This window comes from Shouchella oshimensis, assembly GCF_004375095.1.
Taxonomy (GTDB): domain Bacteria; phylum Bacillota; class Bacilli; order Bacillales; family Bacillaceae_D; genus Shouchella; species Shouchella oshimensis.
The window spans coordinates 361,354-378,372 of record NZ_SNUX01000003.1 but is presented as its reverse complement, the minus strand read 5'-3'; the positions used below and the strand labels follow the sequence as shown (position 1 = coordinate 378,372).

The following is a 17,019-nucleotide window of genomic DNA, read 5'->3' as shown; positions in this document are numbered from 1 at the left end:
CAATGAAAAACCAACCAAAAAAATTAGTATCCTCAGAAAGACGTTCTGCCATTCTTCAGTGGTTGCTTGAAGAAGGACAGCCGATAACAGGAAGTGATTTAGCTAGACGTTCAGGCGTTAGTCGTCAAGTTATTGTCCAAGACATGTCGCTGTTAAAAGCAAAAGGTGAGCCCATTTTCTCTACAGCTCAAGGCTATTTGTATTTACAACAGCAAAAAGAACAGCGAATTCAGCGCCTTATCGCTGTTCAACACGCTCCAGAAGACACAATGGACGAGCTGTATACATTTGTCGATAGTGGTTTAACCGTAATAGACGTTATCATTGAACATCCTATTTATGGTGAAATTACAGGAACATTACGCTTATCCAATCGTCAAGATGTGAATGCCTTCTGCGATCGTTTGCAGCAAGAAGGTGCTTATTTATTATCTCAACTAACGAACGGCATTCACCTGCATTCTGTTGAAGCAGATACTGAGCAACAAATCGAGCGAGCACTTCAACATCTTAGGCAGAAAGGCTATTTAGTAGAAGAATAAGACGTTAGGCTAACTTCACTGGACAAAAATAAACGCCGAGCCTCGATTAGATTTCTTCTCATCTAATCGAGGTTCAGCGTTTTTTATTTTTCTACCCTAGTGAGTTGATCACTATACGTGTAATAACTCCCAAGTACATCAACTTTACAGCCTAATGCGTTTAATTCAGCAATTGCTCCAGGTAATAGCACATCGTCCATTAACTGTTGAACATCAATAATAAAGAAATAATTACCTAATCCTGTTTTCGTTGGACGGGATTCAATTTTAGATAAATTAAGTTTCCGCCACGCAAAAGCAGATAACACTTGATGAAGCGCTCCTGTGAAATCAGATGGAAGTGTGATCATTAGTGTCGTTACTTCACCTACATGGGGTTCTTTCGTTACGAATTGTTCCTGTTGATGACCAGATGATACAACTAAAAATCGCGTTTGATTTTCACGGTAATCATGAATGTCTTCTGCAACAATAGAAAGACCATATAAGTTAGCTGCTTCACGGTTTGCTATCACACAGACGTCATCGTCCTGGTGCTTCGCAAGCCAAGCGGCTGCCTGTGCTGTAGAATCAGCATGCTCCACTTTGACATCCGGAAAGTGCTCCTGTATAAAACGATGACATTGAGCCAATGCTTGCGGGTGAGAAATAATTTTTTTTGGAGCAACAGAGGCGAACTCTTTTCTAGATGCAGATAATAAGTGATGTGCAATACCAATTGAAACCGCCCCAACAATAGGCATTGGTTTTTGATGAATTAAGTAATCAAGAGTGACGTTAACCGTGCCCTCGATCGCGTTTTCAATTGGTACAACTGCGTAATCTGTTCCCTTATTAAAAGCTAAATCAATTGTTCTCGGTATGGTTTTCAACGGGATTCTTTCATCTTGAGGAAAAAGAAACTTCGCTGCCATTTCTGTAAATGTTCCTCTTGGTCCAAGAAAGCCGATTTTCTTCATTTACTCTCCACTCCCTCTTTATCTATGAGCCAGAGCCAACCATTTCTACTCGCTCGACTGCTTCAAGTGATTTCATTTTTGCAAATAAATCATGGAGCCCAATTTGAATTGGGGCGGTATCCACGGATAAGGTAATGCTCGCTCGACCTTGAAGTGGAATCGTTTGATTGATTGTTAATATATTCGCTCCGGTACTGGCAACAATTTGAAGTAATTCTGATAACGTCCCGGATCGATCTTCTAAATTAATCATTAACGTAATAATACGTTCTTTATTCACAGAATGAAAAGGGAAGATACCATCCTTATATTTATAGAATGCACTTCGACTGATGCCCACAAGCTGAACGGCTTCATTAATTTTCGCTGCTTTTCCAGTTGCAAGTAATGCCTTTGCTTCTAATGTTCGTTGCATTGCATCGGTTAACATATCTTCTCTTACTAGAAAAAACTGATTTTCACTCACCCTTCGTATCCCCCCAATCGTATTCATTCGTCTAGCCTATTCAATAAACTCAAATTCAAATTTCATAATTCGAACCATGTCACCGTCTTTAGCGCCTTTTTCACGTAAAGCCGCATCAACACCCATTCGTCTTAGCTTTCGAGCAAATCGTCGGACTGATTCGTCCCTTGCGAAATCCGTCATCTTAAATACACGCTCAAGTTCAGCACCACTCACTTCATAGACACCGTCATCTGCACGTGTAATGATGAATGGATCAACCGGTGTTTCATGACGATATACTACTCGTGCTTCTTCATCTGTCTCTTTATCATGTAACGGAAACTCTGGCGCATGCTCTAATTCATCCGCTATCGCCAAAAGAAGCTCTCTTACACCCTCTCGCGTAATCGCAGACATCGGATGAATATGAACTTCTTCATCCATTTCTTGTTTAAATCTCTCTAAATTCTCAGCTGCATCTGGCATGTCCATTTTGTTGGCTACAATGATTTGCGGCCGCTCTGTTAAACGATAATTATACTGTTCAAGTTCTGCTGTAATCTTTTTATAGTCGTCAACGGGATCGCGTCCTTCCATCGCCGACATATCAATTAAGTGAACGATAACACGTGTACGTTCAATATGACGCAAGAATTGGTGTCCAAGACCTACCCCCTCATGGGCGCCTTCAATTAATCCAGGTAAATCAGCCATAACAAAACTACGATTATCCTGTGTGTCAACAACACCTAAATTCGGTGTAATCGTTGTAAAATGGTAATCAGCAATTTTCGGCTTCGCTGCTGAGACAATTGAAAGCAACGTTGACTTCCCAACAGATGGAAAACCAACTAGTCCAACATCAGCTAATACTTTAAGTTCAAGAACTAAATTTCGTTCAATTCCTGGCTCCCCATTTTCAGCATGGTCTGGGGCTGGGTTTGCTGGTGTAGCAAATCGAACGTTTCCACGTCCACCTCGACCACCCTTTGCCACAATAGCTGATTGGCCATGTTCTGTTAAATCAGCAATAAGTGCTCCGGTCGTTTCATCGGTTACTGTGGTTCCAGGTGGGACTGAAACCACTAAATCTTTGGCGTTTTTCCCATGCATGTTTTTTGACATCCCATGTTCTCCACGTTTTGCTTTAAAATGACGGTTGTAACGAAAATCCATCAAGGTACGCAATCCCTCATCTACTTGTAACACGACATTGGCGCCACGGCCACCATCTCCACCAGCTGGACCACCATCAGGGACATATTTTTCACGACGATAAGCAACCATACCGTTTCCTCCGTCGCCACCTTTTGCATATACCTTAACTTTATCTATAAACATTTAGATTCCACCTCTATATAACCCACGGTGCTTTCATAAGCTACTCGTAGCGTTGTAATTGCGTTCATTTGTTCCTTAATTACTGTATCTCATCTAATGATACTGGGCTATTATCCATTGTCTCCCTATAACATTTGATCAAAACTGATTAATCAAACTAGAAGAATTAAAAAAGTGAAGAAAATATGCAATTGCCTCGTATCATTTTCTATGATCGTGACATAAGCTAAAAAGAATGCCTTAGCGAACAAATCAAATGCTTGTTCCGTTTGCTAAACAGAATGGTTTTCCATTTCTTTCAGCGTTCGTAAGGGATTCGTATATTACTTTTGCATTTAAATGGTTATAAAGGCTTGTGGTAAGTCCAAGCTACTCAACCGTCACTTGCAGTTTGACAGACCGTATGATTGATAATCGTTCTAACCTGTTCGAGGTTCCTCAATGCACGATTTCCCTAAATCCGCTGCATCACGTTCACCCAATCGTTACAGATTAAAGGAGAAAACTTGATTATCTCTTTACTGTGTCTTTCGTCGTCAACACTCCTTTTAATAAGGAAATCCAGCACATCTTTCCTATTATAGCACAAACAAATTCAGACAAACAGGGATGAAATCTACACACGTCACCAAAAAAAATTCACTTTTTTTCCAAAAAAATATTTACAAATTTGTGAACATCCGTTATGATTTACAATAGTTAATGAAAAGGAGATGAGCAAAATGTTAATGACAATGAAAAAAATACATTCAATTTCATATGTTTCGTTTTGTTCACACACCATTCGTTAATGCACATTCTTTTAAATATGGCTTAGCATACAGTGAACAGGTAAACGAAGGGCTTTTATTGCCTTTTAAGAGAACCTGTATTTTTTATGCCTATTTACTGGAAAATTTTAGAAAAGGAGTGTCTATGATGACAATTATGCAATGCCAACTGCAAGCACATTTATTAATGATGATCGATGAGGTGCCAGGCTTTACCTAAAGTAGCACCTCCTACGAAAGGAGGTCAGTAACACAATGACTTTTTCAATTTTGTTCTTTTCTATTCATATTAAAAAACGAACGTATTCAAAAAAAGAGCTAGAGACCATTGTCTATAATAATAAAGCAATGGAACGATTAGATGAAATACGCACAACGTATTACATGCATTAAAAAAAGTGACGTGATATTGCCATCACGTCACTTTTACTGTATCAGCTATTTTTTTCGCTATTTCATTTCCTTGTTTCACACAGTCAGGAACCCCTACACCTTCAAATGCAGCACCGGCAACATGTAAGCCAGAATGTGTTGCAGTTAAATCATGTACAAGTCGTTGTACCCGTTCAACATGACCAACCTTATATTGTGGCATCGCTTCATACCACCTTGTGATTTGTACGTGCTCAGGGTCAGCGTCACAATTCATAATACCTTTTAAATCTGCTAAAACAGCATTTGTTATCGATTCGTCATTTTCATAAACAATCTCAGGCTGATTAGGTTTCCCTACATAGGCACGCATTAGCGTTTTACCTGGCTTTCCTGTATGTGGCCATTTTACATCTGTCCACGTGCAAGCTGTTATTGTCTCATCCCCGTCTCGAGCAACCACAAAACCGGTTCCTTCATAAGGATTATGAATGGCATAGTCTGGAAAGGTTAAAGCAACGGTCGCACAACTTGTAGCTGTCAGAGCTTGCAATTGTTGTTCGATCTTTTTATCTGGTATTAATTGACTCGCTTTTTGTGGTGGCGTCGTGATCAGTACTGAGTGATATGGTCCTTTTCGCTCACCGTTTGTTAAACAGACTAAATAACGATTGTCGCCTTCCTTCACAATTTCTTCCACTTGTGTGTTGAAGAAAACACGATCTTCTTTAAGGTTTTTAACAACTGCCTCAAAGACCGACTGTAGACCCGTTTTAACGGTTAAAAACATACCTTGTTTTTTTACGTTTTCTTCAGGCTGTTGCTTTTTTTCAAGTGCTTTGAGCAGACTACCTTCTTCCTCCATCTTTAAGAAATGAGGGAAAGTCGCTTTCATACTTAACTCGTAAATATTACCACCATAAATTCCACCTAACAAAGGTTCAATTAATGAAGAAACCATTTCTTTTCCTAATCGATGTTCAAAGAAATCGCCTAACGAGATATCCCCATTCACTCTAGGAGCCATTGGCTTATCATATTCCTTTAAAAGTTCTTTCTTGCCGTCATTAGAAAGTAAATCCGTTTTCATGAATTCATCTAAATCAGTAGGAATACCTAAAACCGTTCGCTTTGGATTCGGATATAGCACACCATTTTTTAAAATGTATGCTTGTCCTACTTCGTTACGAACAAGCTCATCATACAAACCCACTCTCTTAATTAAGTCAGTCATGGCTACTTTACGCTCTAAATAAGAATCTGCACCACCTTCAATGATAAACCCATCATCCATCATTGTTACAACCTTGCCACCAGCACGATCTTGTTGCTCAAACACATGGTACTCTAAGGATGTATGATCTTCTAACCATAGTGCAGCAGCTAATCCAGTAGCTCCTGCACCGATTATTGCTACTTGGTTATCACTCATACGTATCTACAGCAGCGAACTGCTTTTCAATGGCATCTGCCATCGCTTCTAAAAATAGCGGATGATCATTTGGCATTGGTGGTCTTAAATAGGTAGCACCAATTTCATCGGTTACAACTTTACATTCGTAATCATTGTCATATAAAACTTCTAGGTGTTCTGCTACAAAACCAACTGGACAATACATAAAAGCTTTATAGCCTTTGTCAGCGTATAATGCTCTTGTCATGTCTTGCACATCAGGACCAAGCCAAGGATCAGGTGTATTCCCTTCGCTCTGCCAACCGATTTCATAATGCATGACATCAGCCTTCTCAGCTAGCAACTGTGCCGTCTCTTTTAATTGCGCTGGATACGGATCACCTGCCGCAATAATCTTCTCAGGTAAGCTGTGTGCAGAAAAAATTACGCAAAGATCGTCTTTTGAGGAAACCTTCTTCATTTCCTTTTGAATCATTTGCGACCAATAGGCTAAAAATTTTGGCTCAGTGTACCAGCTTTCTACTGATTTAATCGTAAGCCCGCCTAATCGATCGGCTTCTGTTTTTGCACGTCCATTATACGACTTTACGCTAAACGTGGAAAAATGTGGTGCAAGTACAATGGATACAGCCTCATCCAAGCCATCTGCATGCATTTGCTGAACCGCATCTTCTATAAATGGTGAGATATGCTTTAACCCTAGATAGGGAATAAATTCATATTGCTCAAACCGTTTATTAAGCACTTCGGCAAGTCCATCTGCTTGTTGTTCGGTAATACGAGCTAACGGACTAATTCCACCAATTGCCTCATACCGATCTGTTAAGTCTTGTAACGCTTCTTGGGAAGGCGGGCGTCCATACCGAATATGCGTGTAGTAGGGTTCAATCTCTTCTTTTTTTCGAGGGGTACCATACGCCATCACAAGTAACCCAATTTTTTTCTTCATTTCCTTACCCCTTTCGCTTCACTTCAGCTGAGTATTCATGAATAAAGGTCGTTAACCGTCTTAACGTATCTGGTGATACTTCTGGGAAAACACCTTGGCCCAAGTTAAAAATAAAGTGATTACTCTTTAGTCCCTGGTCTAAAATGGCCTTTGTCTCTTGCTCAATAACATCCCACGGTGCAAGTAAAATGGACGGATCTAAATTCCCTTGAACCGTTTTTTGAATACCTATCGCCCTCGCTTCATCAACTGTTGTTCTCCAGTCAAGCCCAATAACATCAGCCGGCATATCTTTCCACGTCTTCATTAAATGAGGCGTGCCCACTCCATGTAAAATGAGTGGAATCCCTTCCGAACGAACTTCTGTCAAGATTCGATCCATTACTGGTTGAATAAACCGTTTATAATCACTCACACTCAATGCTCCGACCCACGAATCAAACAACTGTATAGCTTGGGAGCCAGCCGTGACTTGTGCACGAACATACGCAATCGTCATCGTCCCAAGCTTATCCATTAACATGTGCCATGCTTTAGGGTTAGAGTGCATGAACGCTTTTGTTTTATGATAATTTTTTGACGGACCGCCTTCAATCATGTAACTCGCCAATGTGAATGGAGCTCCAGCAAAACTAATGAGTGGTACATGGAGCTGACCACGTAGAATCTTAATCGTTTCCAATACATGAGCAACATCTTTTTCAGGTTCCAGCTCGCCTAATTGCTCAACATCTTTTTCTGACGTAATAGGGTTATAAATGACCGGACCAATTCCTGACTTAATTTCTACATCAACACCAATAAAAGGGAGCGGTGTCATTATATCTTTATATAAAATAGCAGCGTCATTGTTATATTGATCAACCGGTAGCTTCGTTACATATGCACAAAGTTCAGGATCGTGTGTAATGTCAAACAAGCTACGTGTTTCCTTAATTTTACGATATTCAGGTTGAGAACGTCCTGCTTGTCTCATGTACCACACAGGTACATGGTCATGAGCCTCTCCCCTACATGCTTTCAAAAATGTGTCGTTAAACGCCATACTCACTATTATCCACCTCTCCAAACGAACAAATCTCACAAAGTCTATCTTACTTCAAACAAAACAGAAAATCGACGTTTCTGCTTATTTATCGTTCTTTTTATCTCTTTAACTATAATAACCTACTGAACCGTTGTACACACACTATGATAAATTGTCATGATTTTGATGGATTTTGTCAAAAATTTTGATGTAAGCGCGTTCTAGTTTAACCACACGTCTTAGTATCTCCAAGTTAAGAAATATTCAAAAGTGATTTTCCTTCTTTTGAACCTACGCGATACCTCTATTTTATCCACTTTTACGTCTCTATTTTAAAAAAAGAACCTAAAAAAACGTAGCGTCAACGCACTACGTTTCAAAACAATTAAGGATTAAGAGAAAAGGAAAACTCAAAACTCGGTTTTACAATCTCACTCTCAGAACCTTCCACTTCTGTTACAGGATCATACGCAACGATTTGATAACTTGGAATAGAAAATGGATTGTAACGTCCTTCTGAGTAACGAGGTTCTGTTAAGTTCGTAGCTACTCTTTTTCGTTCATCGTCGTGAACTTCATAAACATTAAATTCCATTCGATCATCTTCAAATGCCTCCCACTCTAATTGGACACTTAGAAAGCCATTTCCTCCAAGAGAATAACTCGCTTCAAAATTAGTTATCTCTTCCATCGCAATAGGTGGCTCTAGATCTTTTACTCCTTCTGGCTTTACAAACGCTGTCCCTTGATTTGATGCAGGCAGTTTATTAACCATCGCTTGGAATAAACGTGTCGGGTGTTGACTCCCACCTGTAAAATATTGTTCATCGGTTGTTGTATCATATCCCATCCACACACTTCCAACGACTTCAGGCGTGTAACCGACGAACCAAGCATCTCGAACAGCTCCATCTACATTAGGATAGCCCTGAGTTCCGGTTTTTCCAGCGATAGGCGACGTTGTTTGCACATCAGTGGCGCCAGTACCTTCTTTCATTACTTGCTCCAGCATTCGCGTCATCGACCAGGCCGTTTGCTCAGACATAACCTCTGTTTCAACTAAATTAGCTCCTCCAACTCGCTTGCCGTTAGAATCATAAATATCTTTTATAAAGTGAGGTTCAATCAACTGACCTTCATGAGCAAAAGAGCGATAAGATTTGGTCATTTCGTATGGAGTTACGCCTTCATACAGACCACCTAACGCCAGTGATAATTGTCGATCTGGCACCTGTAAACCAAATTTCTTTAATTGACGAACCGAATCACTGAGCCCCATCTCGTTTAATAACCAAACGGCTGGTGCGTTAGCCGATTGAACGAGAGAATCATATAAAGTCATTTCCCCACTATATACTCCTGAGGCATTTCGAGGCGTATAACCATCTTCTGTTTCATCCTCATAAAGGAGCAATTCATCCTTTAACGTTGAATAAGGGTGATACATGCCGCTTTCTAAAGCCGGTGCGTATACAGCAAGGGGTTTAAATGTTGATGCCGGGGATCGGTTAACATTCAGTCGATTTAACCCTCTTCGAACATAATCTTTTCCACCTTGTGCCGCTAGCACTCCGCCGGTGTTCACATCCATGAACATCATGGTTCCTTGAGCATCTTTACTTCCTTCAGGGTAAAAACGTTCATCATGTAATGCTTGATATGTTTCATGCTGAAATGCCAAATTAATTGGACTGACAATTCGATACCCACCTGTAAGTAATTCATTATTACTCATGTTGTAGCGTTCGCTAGCTTCATCCATCACCATATCAATGTACGTAAACAAAGCTTCATCTAACACATATTCTTGATGATCCGTTTCTACCGGGGCATCCTGATAAGAGGAAGCTTCTTCGCTTGATAAGTACCCCTGTTGCGCCATAACTGTTAGCACTAGGTCACGGCGTTCTTTATTTCGATCAGCTTCATTTAATGGCGAGAACGTACTAGGCGCATTAACTACAGCCACTAAGGAAGCACCTTCATAAACGGTTAATTCTTTTGCAGGTTTATTAAAGTATAATTGGGAGGCCGCTTCAATCCCGTAAGCACCGTGACCAAAATAGATTTGATTTAAGTACATCTCTAAAATTTCTTCTTTACTGTACCGTCTCTCCAAATTCATTGCTATTAGTACTTCATTCGTCTTACGGAGCCATGCTTTTTCATTGGATAAAAACAAGTTTTTTGCAAGTTGCTGAGTAATCGTACTACCCCCTTCAACTTTTGCTCCTGCTAAAATATCTCGATAAAGCGCCCGACCAATCGCTCTAAAATCGATGCCTTGGTGCTCATAAAAGCGTGAATCTTCCATTGCAACAAATCCCTGTTGTACGTACTCAGGGATTTCTGTAATGCTAACAAACTCTCGATTTTCCATATATAAATTCGTAATTACATTGCCTTCTGTATCAACGAGCACGCTGGACCGATTCATCATTAATTTCTCTTCATCTAGCTGATATGAACCAGCTAACATGAAGATTACGAATATAATGAAAGACAGTGCTATCATACCAACGACCGCACTCGCAACCAAACTCCATTTTTTTAGCAGATCAATGACCCCCCTATAGGTCTTATAACACAATGAAAACAAACTACCATCCAGTCTATCGTACTTATCATATAAAAAAAAGACAGGATTCGGTGGGATTTTCGCTTAATTTACAAGGTATTTAGGGGTTCTTTGACATTTATCACGTAATGTTCAAAATTGCACACGAAACGTATTCGCTTTCATTTGTTTAAACATGTTACACTTGGAAAGGTCATAGACTAGTACAACATGAACTATTTTTTGTTTTAAGGGGCTGAGCTAAATGGAAGTAACCTTTAGCATTGCGTTTTTCGCAGGCTTAGTTTCTTTCTTTTCACCGTGCATCTTTCCTTTAATGCCTGCTTATTTATCTCAACTAACAGGCACTACTGTCACAAATGGAGCGATTGCTGCACCTAGAAGAATAATCTTGTCCAGAAGTTTTGGTTTTATCGCTGGTTTCACACTTGTCTTTATGCTGTTCGGTTTAGCTAGCACGATGCTTGGGCAGCTTTTTGTTAGCAATCAAGCATTACTAGAGCGTCTTGGCGGAATTGTTATTATTTTATTCGGTCTACAAATGACTGGACTGATTTCTATTCGTGCTCTGTTTTCAGACAAGAGATTAGAGCCGTCCTCTAATACTGCGGCAAGTTTTTCAAAATCGCTATTGTTCGGCTTTCTATTTGCAGCAGGTTGGACTCCTTGTATTGGGCTTGTATTAGCAAGTATTCTCACTTTAGCAAGTACATCTACTACTATATGGAACGGAGTCTTTTTACTCTTTATTTATTCTGTTGGACTCGGTATTCCGTTTTTACTTATTGCCATGCTCTGGGCGCGTTCATTGCACAAAATGAGACGTTTAAATCGTTACTTGCCAATTATTCAAAAAATAAGTGGCGTTATGATGATTATATTAGGCGTTCTTCTATTCACTGGCTATTTTTCAACACTTGCAGCAATGATGGCCCAATATACGCCTAGCTGGATGAAATAACCAAGTTCCCCTTTCAGTATGAGTAGCGCGGCTTCGCTGTGCTGCTCCTGTTGGCGTTACGTAACCGTATCCACTAAGCAACTACTTTTTACATCTAATCTGGATCTCATTGACCATTAAACAACTTCATCCTCTCTAAACAGACTATTACGACCGGAATGCAAACAGGTTATTTAAACGAAAAAAGGATCGAAACCATCTGCGGAACGACCCTTTGCACTCATTCTTCTACTCATTTTCCAGCGTTACCCGTTTAAATTCTGCAAGCCAACGCATTCGACAGAGCTGAATGGTGTTCTCTTCAAGTTTTGTGAATAAATAGTAGTTTGCTGTTCCTCCAAATACCGCGCCCACAACTGGAAGGAGTTGCAAGGTCTTCGGAATATCAATAGTATCTCGATATTGAAGTTGCAATTGTTCCCAATTTGTTTCATTAATTGTCCCATGCTCAATATAGGCCTCAACCTCTTTTAATACATCTAATCGATGTGTTCGATTCCCATAGCTAAACTGAAACAATAGCAAAATAAAAAAACGATCTTGCAGTGTTTCGGTTGAAAACCCATAAAGATGAGCAACCTCAAACAAAGCCTTTAACTTTAGGGATAAAAAAAGAGGGAAATCCATTGCTCCTGCAACAAATCCCCCTGCTCCCGTTCCAATCCCCTCCGCTAACGCCATACGACGATACCGTCGAAACAGATCCACCGCTTTTTGATCAGCTTCTTCAAGGGAAAAAGAACGTATTTCTTTCACAATCAATTGATTAGACTTGTCAATGCCGTACATAATTGTTTCCGCTGTTCTCTTCACACATTGTGTAGCAACAGTATGATAGAGTTTAGGCATCTTATCTTGAATCGTTTCTTGCAAATATCCAACCTTTTTCTTCAAATGTGACTCTGGTCTTTGTTGCTGCCGTTTCCAAATTGCAAGCTCTTCCTCTATACCCTTCACATTCATTACGAGAGCCCCCTTCGCTACATCTTATTAGCGGACTCTGCGATACTTTCCTTTTTTTCGATGAACGAGTGTTTGACTTCCATATAAACCGAGTAACGCACTGGCAACTAAAACAAGCACGCCATATAAAAGATCACTCGTCACTACTGCAACGACTCCGTATACAATGGCAAGCAAGAAGAGCAACCGGGCAGTTATATACGTTAATGCTTGCTTCTTTTCTTCAGGCTTTATTGGATATAGGTCAATCCAAATACTAGCAGAGTGGTGGAATGAGAGAGTTGATAACTGCATCATTGTAATATGAGTAAACAACAATGCCATTGCTAATTTCATCCAGCCTAATGGGAGCACATAAATGAAGAGTCCCCCCACAATAGTTAGTCGAAGATACGTACCTAGATAGTCATTCGCTCGAACAAAAGTCCGCGCATATAAGTAGTGGTACACCGCATCTTTTTTTCCACCTAACAATTGAACAGCCCATTGTAAGTAAGTACGCTCACGCACTTTATTACGCAGCTGTGGTACATCCGTAAAAGCATTTGCAATTCGGTAAAAGAACATAACCATCTGATTTTCCACTTCAATTAATCGTTCCCATTTTAAGCTATGCTTTTTTTCAAGCGGTTGCCAATACCCTTTGTACAGGATCGCCATAAGCACAACAATTGCTACGATTAACCACACAGGTGCTTGTGCAAATAGTAAATAGGCAGCCACAGCATTAATCAGCATGCGAAGAGCCATATTTGAATATCGCTCTCCTTTTGCCACGAGACGTTGCTCCTGCCAAACACATAAGAGATTCCATATTTTTATTAACAAAAGAAACAGTAGCGCTAGCCAAAACGTAGCCCCCGTACCAATACGCTCTGTGAACATTGGACCAACCGCCATAAATAATAAGACGATGTAGCTGGCTTGCCACATACTTGAGTATCTTAATGCTTGATTGAAATAAACCGACATTTTTGTTTCGTAAGGTAATAAGAAAACAACATCAGCTGGTTTAACAAAAGTCCGAATAGAACCCGCAGTTAAGCGCCACGTAAACAGAACAGTTAATAACGGTACTAGCGGGAAGTCCACAGGCATTTGCTCTACGAATTGCTGATAATATACGGTAAGAAAGATAAACAAGAAATAAACCGAAATAACAAAACCACTGTTTAAGATTAATTTCAGATATCCTCTCGCCTCAGACCAGTATTGATGACGTCTAGATTCCCAAAGCTCTTGTGCCTGTCTCATTCCTGAACGTCCTTCGTCATTTCTATATAAATATCGTCTAGAGTCGCATCGCTTTTCCCGATGGCTAGCCTCATCTCATCAAGGGTCCCTGTTAGCACCACTTTTCCCTGATGTAAAATAACAAAGCGATCACAGTAACGCTCGGCTGTTGCCAAAATATGGGTGGACATTAATATGCCTGCACCTTTTTTCTTCATTTCCGAAATCCAGTTTAAAAAAGACTGTATTCCTACTGGGTCTAGTCCAACAATGGGTTCGTCTACTACGTATAGCTCTGGTTCCGCCAGAAAAGCACTCATAATCATTACTTTTTGACGCATTCCTTTTGAAAAATGATTAGGGTACCACTTTTTCATCTTTGTCATATTAAATTCTTTTAAGAGTGTTTCTGCACGCTGTTCAAAGTCTGATTTATCAATTCCATAGGCAACACTTGTTAACTCTAAATGCTCCCATAATGTCAATTCATCATACAAAAGTGGTGTTTCTGGAATATAGGCGAATGATCTTCGATACTGATCTGCATTATCAGCAAAACGCAATCCGTTAATTTTCACTTCACCAGATTGTGGGTCCATTAACCCTAATACATGCTTAATGGTAGTACTCTTCCCAGCACCATTTAACCCAATTAAACCGACGATTTCTTGCTTCTGAACACCAAATGAAACGTTATGTAAAACAGGCTTTTTTGGTGTATATCCACCTGATAATTCATTAATCTCTAACATATTAGCCATTTATGTCATCACTCCCCCTTGTAGTTTAGCAAAAAAAAAGTAGAAAAGCACTTTCAGACCTCTTTCACTCTATTCACCATCATGCTTTTAAAATCCTTTCACCATCTTGATTGCTTCTTTTCATAAATATGCGTACAATTTTAGCTAAGATTGATTCAAAGGAGGATTCTCTATGTCAGACTGCATTTTCTGTGCTATAAGAGATGGACAGCTACCAGCCACAAAATTGTACGAGGATGAGCATGTTTTAGCATTTTATAACATCCAACAAATAACAAAAGGGCACACACTAGTCATTCCGAAACAGCATCATGAAGCAATTTTCGACCTTCCCCCGGAAACAGCTTCACACCTATTTTCAGTTGTTCCGAAACTCGCTACAGCTTTAAAAGAGAGTTATTCGTGTAAAGGGTTGAATATCGTTAACAATAACGGACGAATTGCAGGTCAAACTGTGTTTCACTACCACCTTCACCTTGTGCCTCGATATGGAGAAGAAGGGATTTACAGCAATATTTGGAATAAAGAAGCTAGCCCCGATCATTTAAACGGGTTAGAACCTTATACAGAACGTTTCAAAGCCACACTAAACAGTTCTATTTAAGAAAAAGTCACTTTGCAGTGACTTTTTTTGCATTATTATTCTCAAATAAAAATAATTTGCGATTTTATCGCCCAAAAAGTCAAAATTATGATATCATTTCTAAAAACACACGTTAAAGGGATAAAGGGAGTCAAAAAAATGAAAAATGTTCATAACTTTAGCGCTGGTCCTGCTGCTTTACCTCGCCAAGCACTCGAAAAAGCACAATCAAGTTTACTTAATTATGAAGAATCGCAAGTCTCTATCATGGAGATGAGTCACCGATCTAAAACCTATGAAAACGTTCACTTTCAAGCAATTTCTCGACTAAAATCGTTAATGAAATTAGATGAAGATACTCATATTCTTTTTTTTCAAGGTGGAGCAAACCTTCAATTTTCGATGGTTCCAATGAATTTTCTAAATAATCAATCCAGTTATGTGTTGACAGGTGTTTGGTCAGAAAAAGCTGCCAATGAAGCGAAACGATTTGGGACTATTGACGTACAAACACATGCGAAAGAAAATGGGTATTCAACCATCCCATCGCCGGATAACCTTTCTTATGATGACCGAAATTCCTATTTACATATAACATCAAACAACACAATTTATGGAACTCAATGGAAAAAATTCCCTTATTCAAAACTACCGTTAGTTTGTGACATGTCCAGTGATATTTTATCAAGAGACATTGATTATAATGCATTTGATCTTATTTACGCGGGTGCTCAAAAGAATCTTGGTCCTGCTGGTGTGACCATCGTTGCAGTTAAAGATTCATTTCTTAAAAACGCTCATTCCGACGTAGCACCAATGCTTTCCTATCAAACCTTTTCTAAAAGTCAGTCTATGTATAACACACCACCTGTCTTTTCGATCTACATGTTGAACTTAGTATTGGAATGGATTGAAAGCGAAGGTGGTGTTTCATCAATTGAAGCTCGAAATGGAAAGAAAGCTTCTCTACTCTACGATGCCATTGATCGCAGTGAAGGCTTTTATCGAGGTCACGCCGAAAAAGAAGCTCGCTCTACAATGAACGTGACCTTTAATTTACAACATGACGATTTGGAGAAACTGTTTTTACAAGAAGCTGAAGAAGCTGGACTTATCGGATTACCTGGACATCGTTTAGTTGGTGGTATCCGGGCAAGTATTTACAACGCAGTTCCACTAGAATCTTGCGAGGTACTTGCTGCTTTCATGGATTCCTTTAAAAGAAAACATACGTAACATACAAAAGTCATCCTATACAAATAGAATATAGATGGAGGAATGGTTATGGAGCCAATGGCAAAGCACTCAATGTTATATAGTTACAAGCTAGCTGTATTAAGTAAAGCGATGTGGAAATCCGTCGAGAAAGATTGGCAAAACTGGATTAAGCCGTTTAACTTAAACTTGAATGAGCATCATATTTTGTGGATTGCTGATCAGTTCAATGGCGCTTCCATTTCTGACATTGCCTCATACGGTGCCATGCATGTGTCAACTGCCTTTAACTTTTCCAAAAAGCTAGAAAAGCGAGGGTTATTAACATTCTCGAAAAAACAAGAAGATAAGAGAAATACGTACGTTTGCCTAACAGAAGAAGGAAAGATCCTGTTACACGAGACGTTACGTGTCTTTAACGAACAAACCTTCAATGTCTACCAAGGCTCATTGCCAATTAAAGAGATTTACGGAAGGTTCCCGGAATTCTCAGAATTAGTGTCGATTGTACGCCACTTATATGATGATGATTTTATTCGACAGTTTAATGATGATTCCTTTATCTCTTCTAAGCCATCATCAAAGCAAAGAAGTTATTTATAATATCGTTACTTACTAAAGGTAAGGGCATGTAAAAAGGGCGCACATTCGTTTGTGCCTTTTTTTTATTTTACCGTTCTATCCACCTATTCCGTTCACATAATCACTCGCCTTTTTCATGGTGGTAAAGAGTGGTATTTCAAAAATAAAATGTTTGACAACATTTACACGCCAATTTGGAAAATAAGGTCTGTTATAAACAAACGAAAGAGGCTGGGACATAACTAAAAATAGTATTTGAAAAGACGAATAGTCTAAACTATGCTGAGTAGCACCGCTACAGGAGAATCCTTCGCTTTCCGG

16 protein-coding genes are annotated in these 17,019 nt (G+C 39.5%); 6 read left to right on the top strand and 10 right to left on the bottom strand.

Features of this window, described 5'->3' with window-relative positions; genetic code table 11:
- The first annotated feature begins 2 nt into the window (after window positions 1-2).
- Window positions 3-542 (top strand): transcription repressor NadR, encoded by a 540-nt coding sequence (locus tag E2L03_RS12670; RefSeq protein WP_124741764.1) that lies wholly within the window; start codon window positions 3-5, stop codon window positions 540-542.
- 83 nt (window positions 543-625) lie between these two features.
- Here the strand turns inward: E2L03_RS12670 and pheA are convergent, their stop codons facing one another.
- Genes pheA through obgE form a run of 3 tightly spaced genes read right to left on the bottom strand, consistent with a single transcriptional unit; the run spans window position 626 to window position 3,290 of the window.
- Window positions 626-1,501 (bottom strand): prephenate dehydratase, encoded by an 876-nt coding sequence (gene pheA, locus E2L03_RS12665; RefSeq protein WP_038478627.1) that lies wholly within the window; start codon window positions 1,499-1,501, stop codon window positions 626-628.
- Between the two features lie 22 nt (window positions 1,502-1,523).
- A complete protein-coding gene (locus tag E2L03_RS12660) occupies window positions 1,524-1,994 on the bottom strand; it encodes a transcriptional regulator ThrR (protein WP_206698965.1) in 471 nt (156 codons plus the stop codon).
- A 9-nt stretch (window positions 1,995-2,003) separates the two neighbouring features.
- Window positions 2,004-3,290, bottom strand: a complete 1,287-nt coding sequence (gene obgE / locus E2L03_RS12655; RefSeq protein ID WP_038478621.1) for a GTPase ObgE — start codon at window positions 3,288-3,290, stop codon at window positions 2,004-2,006.
- A gap of 1,025 nt (window positions 3,291-4,315) precedes the next feature.
- On the opposite strand from obgE, the gene E2L03_RS12650 reads away from it, so the two are divergent.
- Complete coding sequence (locus tag E2L03_RS12650; protein WP_078440191.1) at window positions 4,316-4,453, top strand: YrzI family small protein; 138 nt, start codon at window positions 4,316-4,318, stop codon at window positions 4,451-4,453.
- A gap of 22 nt (window positions 4,454-4,475) precedes the next feature.
- Here E2L03_RS12650 and hemG read toward each other — a convergent pair whose 3' ends face one another.
- The 4 genes from hemG to E2L03_RS12630 form a co-directional block, all read right to left on the bottom strand.
- Window positions 4,476-5,864 carry a protoporphyrinogen oxidase gene (gene hemG, locus E2L03_RS12645; protein WP_134259313.1) on the bottom strand — a complete coding sequence of 463 codons (1,389 nt, stop codon included), beginning with the start codon at window positions 5,862-5,864 and terminating at the stop codon, window positions 4,476-4,478.
- On the bottom strand, window positions 5,857-6,795 hold the full coding sequence (hemH, locus tag E2L03_RS12640) for a ferrochelatase (protein WP_134259312.1): 939 nt from the start codon (window positions 6,793-6,795) through the stop codon (window positions 5,857-5,859). Before hemH ends, hemG begins: the two co-directional genes overlap by 8 nt.
- Window positions 6,796-6,799: 4 nt before the next feature.
- On the bottom strand, window positions 6,800-7,840 hold the full coding sequence (gene hemE, locus E2L03_RS12635; RefSeq protein ID WP_206698977.1) for a uroporphyrinogen decarboxylase: 1,041 nt from the start codon (window positions 7,838-7,840) through the stop codon (window positions 6,800-6,802).
- A gap of 367 nt (window positions 7,841-8,207) precedes the next feature.
- Window positions 8,208-10,301, bottom strand: a complete 2,094-nt coding sequence (locus E2L03_RS12630; RefSeq protein WP_243839527.1) for a transglycosylase domain-containing protein — start codon at window positions 10,299-10,301, stop codon at window positions 8,208-8,210.
- 343 nt (window positions 10,302-10,644) lie between these two features.
- Between E2L03_RS12630 and E2L03_RS12625 the strand changes: the two genes are divergently transcribed.
- Window positions 10,645-11,361, top strand: coding sequence for a cytochrome c biogenesis CcdA family protein (locus E2L03_RS12625; RefSeq protein ID WP_038478611.1), 717 nt, complete (start codon window positions 10,645-10,647; stop codon window positions 11,359-11,361).
- A 228-nt stretch (window positions 11,362-11,589) separates the two neighbouring features.
- On the opposite strand, the gene E2L03_RS12620 is transcribed toward E2L03_RS12625, so the two are convergent.
- The 3 genes from E2L03_RS12620 to E2L03_RS12610 are packed head-to-tail and all read right to left on the bottom strand — an operon-like array spanning window position 11,590 to window position 14,318.
- A complete protein-coding gene (locus tag E2L03_RS12620) occupies window positions 11,590-12,324 on the bottom strand; it encodes an EcsC family protein (RefSeq protein WP_038478608.1) in 735 nt (244 codons plus the stop codon).
- A 27-nt stretch (window positions 12,325-12,351) separates the two neighbouring features.
- Window positions 12,352-13,578, bottom strand: a complete 1,227-nt coding sequence (locus tag E2L03_RS12615) for an ABC transporter permease (protein WP_055737346.1) — start codon at window positions 13,576-13,578, stop codon at window positions 12,352-12,354.
- Window positions 13,575-14,318: an ABC transporter ATP-binding protein gene (locus E2L03_RS12610; RefSeq protein ID WP_055737345.1), complete on the bottom strand. Its 744-nt coding sequence runs from the start codon at window positions 14,316-14,318 to the stop codon at window positions 13,575-13,577. Before E2L03_RS12610 ends, E2L03_RS12615 begins: the two co-directional genes overlap by 4 nt.
- A 172-nt stretch (window positions 14,319-14,490) precedes the next feature.
- Between E2L03_RS12610 and E2L03_RS12605 the strand changes: the two genes are divergently transcribed.
- The 3 genes from E2L03_RS12605 (at window position 14,491) to E2L03_RS12595 (ending at window position 16,719) form a co-directional block, all read left to right on the top strand.
- Window positions 14,491-14,922 carry an HIT family protein gene (locus tag E2L03_RS12605; RefSeq protein ID WP_038478600.1) on the top strand — a complete coding sequence of 144 codons (432 nt, stop codon included), beginning with the start codon at window positions 14,491-14,493 and terminating at the stop codon, window positions 14,920-14,922.
- A gap of 138 nt (window positions 14,923-15,060) precedes the next feature.
- Window positions 15,061-16,137 (top strand): 3-phosphoserine/phosphohydroxythreonine transaminase, encoded by a 1,077-nt coding sequence (gene serC, locus E2L03_RS12600; RefSeq protein WP_134259311.1) that lies wholly within the window; start codon window positions 15,061-15,063, stop codon window positions 16,135-16,137.
- Window positions 16,138-16,185: 48 nt separating this feature from the next.
- Window positions 16,186-16,719, top strand: coding sequence for an HTH-type transcriptional regulator Hpr (locus E2L03_RS12595; protein WP_038478594.1), 534 nt, complete (start codon window positions 16,186-16,188; stop codon window positions 16,717-16,719).
- Window positions 16,720-17,019: the final 300 nt, after the last annotated feature.

Excerpts from the sequence above, each read along its gene's own strand:
- pheA (WP_038478627.1), bottom strand. The coding sequence starts at position 1,501 with ATGAAGAAAATCGGCTTTCTTGGACCAAGAGGAACATTTACAGAAATG.
- hemG (WP_134259313.1), bottom strand. The coding sequence starts at position 5,864 with ATGAGTGATAACCAAGTAGCAATAATCGGTGCAGGAGCTACTGGATTA.
- E2L03_RS12595 (WP_038478594.1), top strand. The coding sequence starts at position 16,186 with ATGGAGCCAATGGCAAAGCACTCAATGTTATATAGTTACAAGCTAGCT.
- E2L03_RS12650 (WP_078440191.1), top strand. The coding sequence starts at position 4,316 with ATGACTTTTTCAATTTTGTTCTTTTCTATTCATATTAAAAAACGAACG.
- hemH (WP_134259312.1), bottom strand. The coding sequence starts at position 6,795 with ATGAAGAAAAAAATTGGGTTACTTGTGATGGCGTATGGTACCCCTCGA.
- E2L03_RS12620 (WP_038478608.1), bottom strand. The coding sequence starts at position 12,324 with ATGAATGTGAAGGGTATAGAGGAAGAGCTTGCAATTTGGAAACGGCAG.
- E2L03_RS12630 (WP_243839527.1), bottom strand. The coding sequence starts at position 10,301 with ATGTTAGCTGGTTCATATCAGCTAGATGAAGAGAAATTAATGATGAAT.
- E2L03_RS12610 (WP_055737345.1), bottom strand. The coding sequence starts at position 14,318 with ATGGCTAATATGTTAGAGATTAATGAATTATCAGGTGGATATACACCA.
- serC (WP_134259311.1), top strand. The coding sequence starts at position 15,061 with ATGAAAAATGTTCATAACTTTAGCGCTGGTCCTGCTGCTTTACCTCGC.
- hemE (WP_206698977.1), bottom strand. The coding sequence starts at position 7,840 with ATGGCGTTTAACGACACATTTTTGAAAGCATGTAGGGGAGAGGCTCAT.
- obgE (WP_038478621.1), bottom strand. The coding sequence starts at position 3,290 with ATGTTTATAGATAAAGTTAAGGTATATGCAAAAGGTGGCGACGGAGGA.
- E2L03_RS12625 (WP_038478611.1), top strand. The coding sequence starts at position 10,645 with ATGGAAGTAACCTTTAGCATTGCGTTTTTCGCAGGCTTAGTTTCTTTC.
- E2L03_RS12605 (WP_038478600.1), top strand. The coding sequence starts at position 14,491 with ATGTCAGACTGCATTTTCTGTGCTATAAGAGATGGACAGCTACCAGCC.
- E2L03_RS12615 (WP_055737346.1), bottom strand. The coding sequence starts at position 13,578 with ATGAGACAGGCACAAGAGCTTTGGGAATCTAGACGTCATCAATACTGG.
- E2L03_RS12660 (WP_206698965.1), bottom strand. The coding sequence starts at position 1,994 with ATGAATACGATTGGGGGGATACGAAGGGTGAGTGAAAATCAGTTTTTT.
- E2L03_RS12670 (WP_124741764.1), top strand. The coding sequence starts at position 3 with ATGAAAAACCAACCAAAAAAATTAGTATCCTCAGAAAGACGTTCTGCC.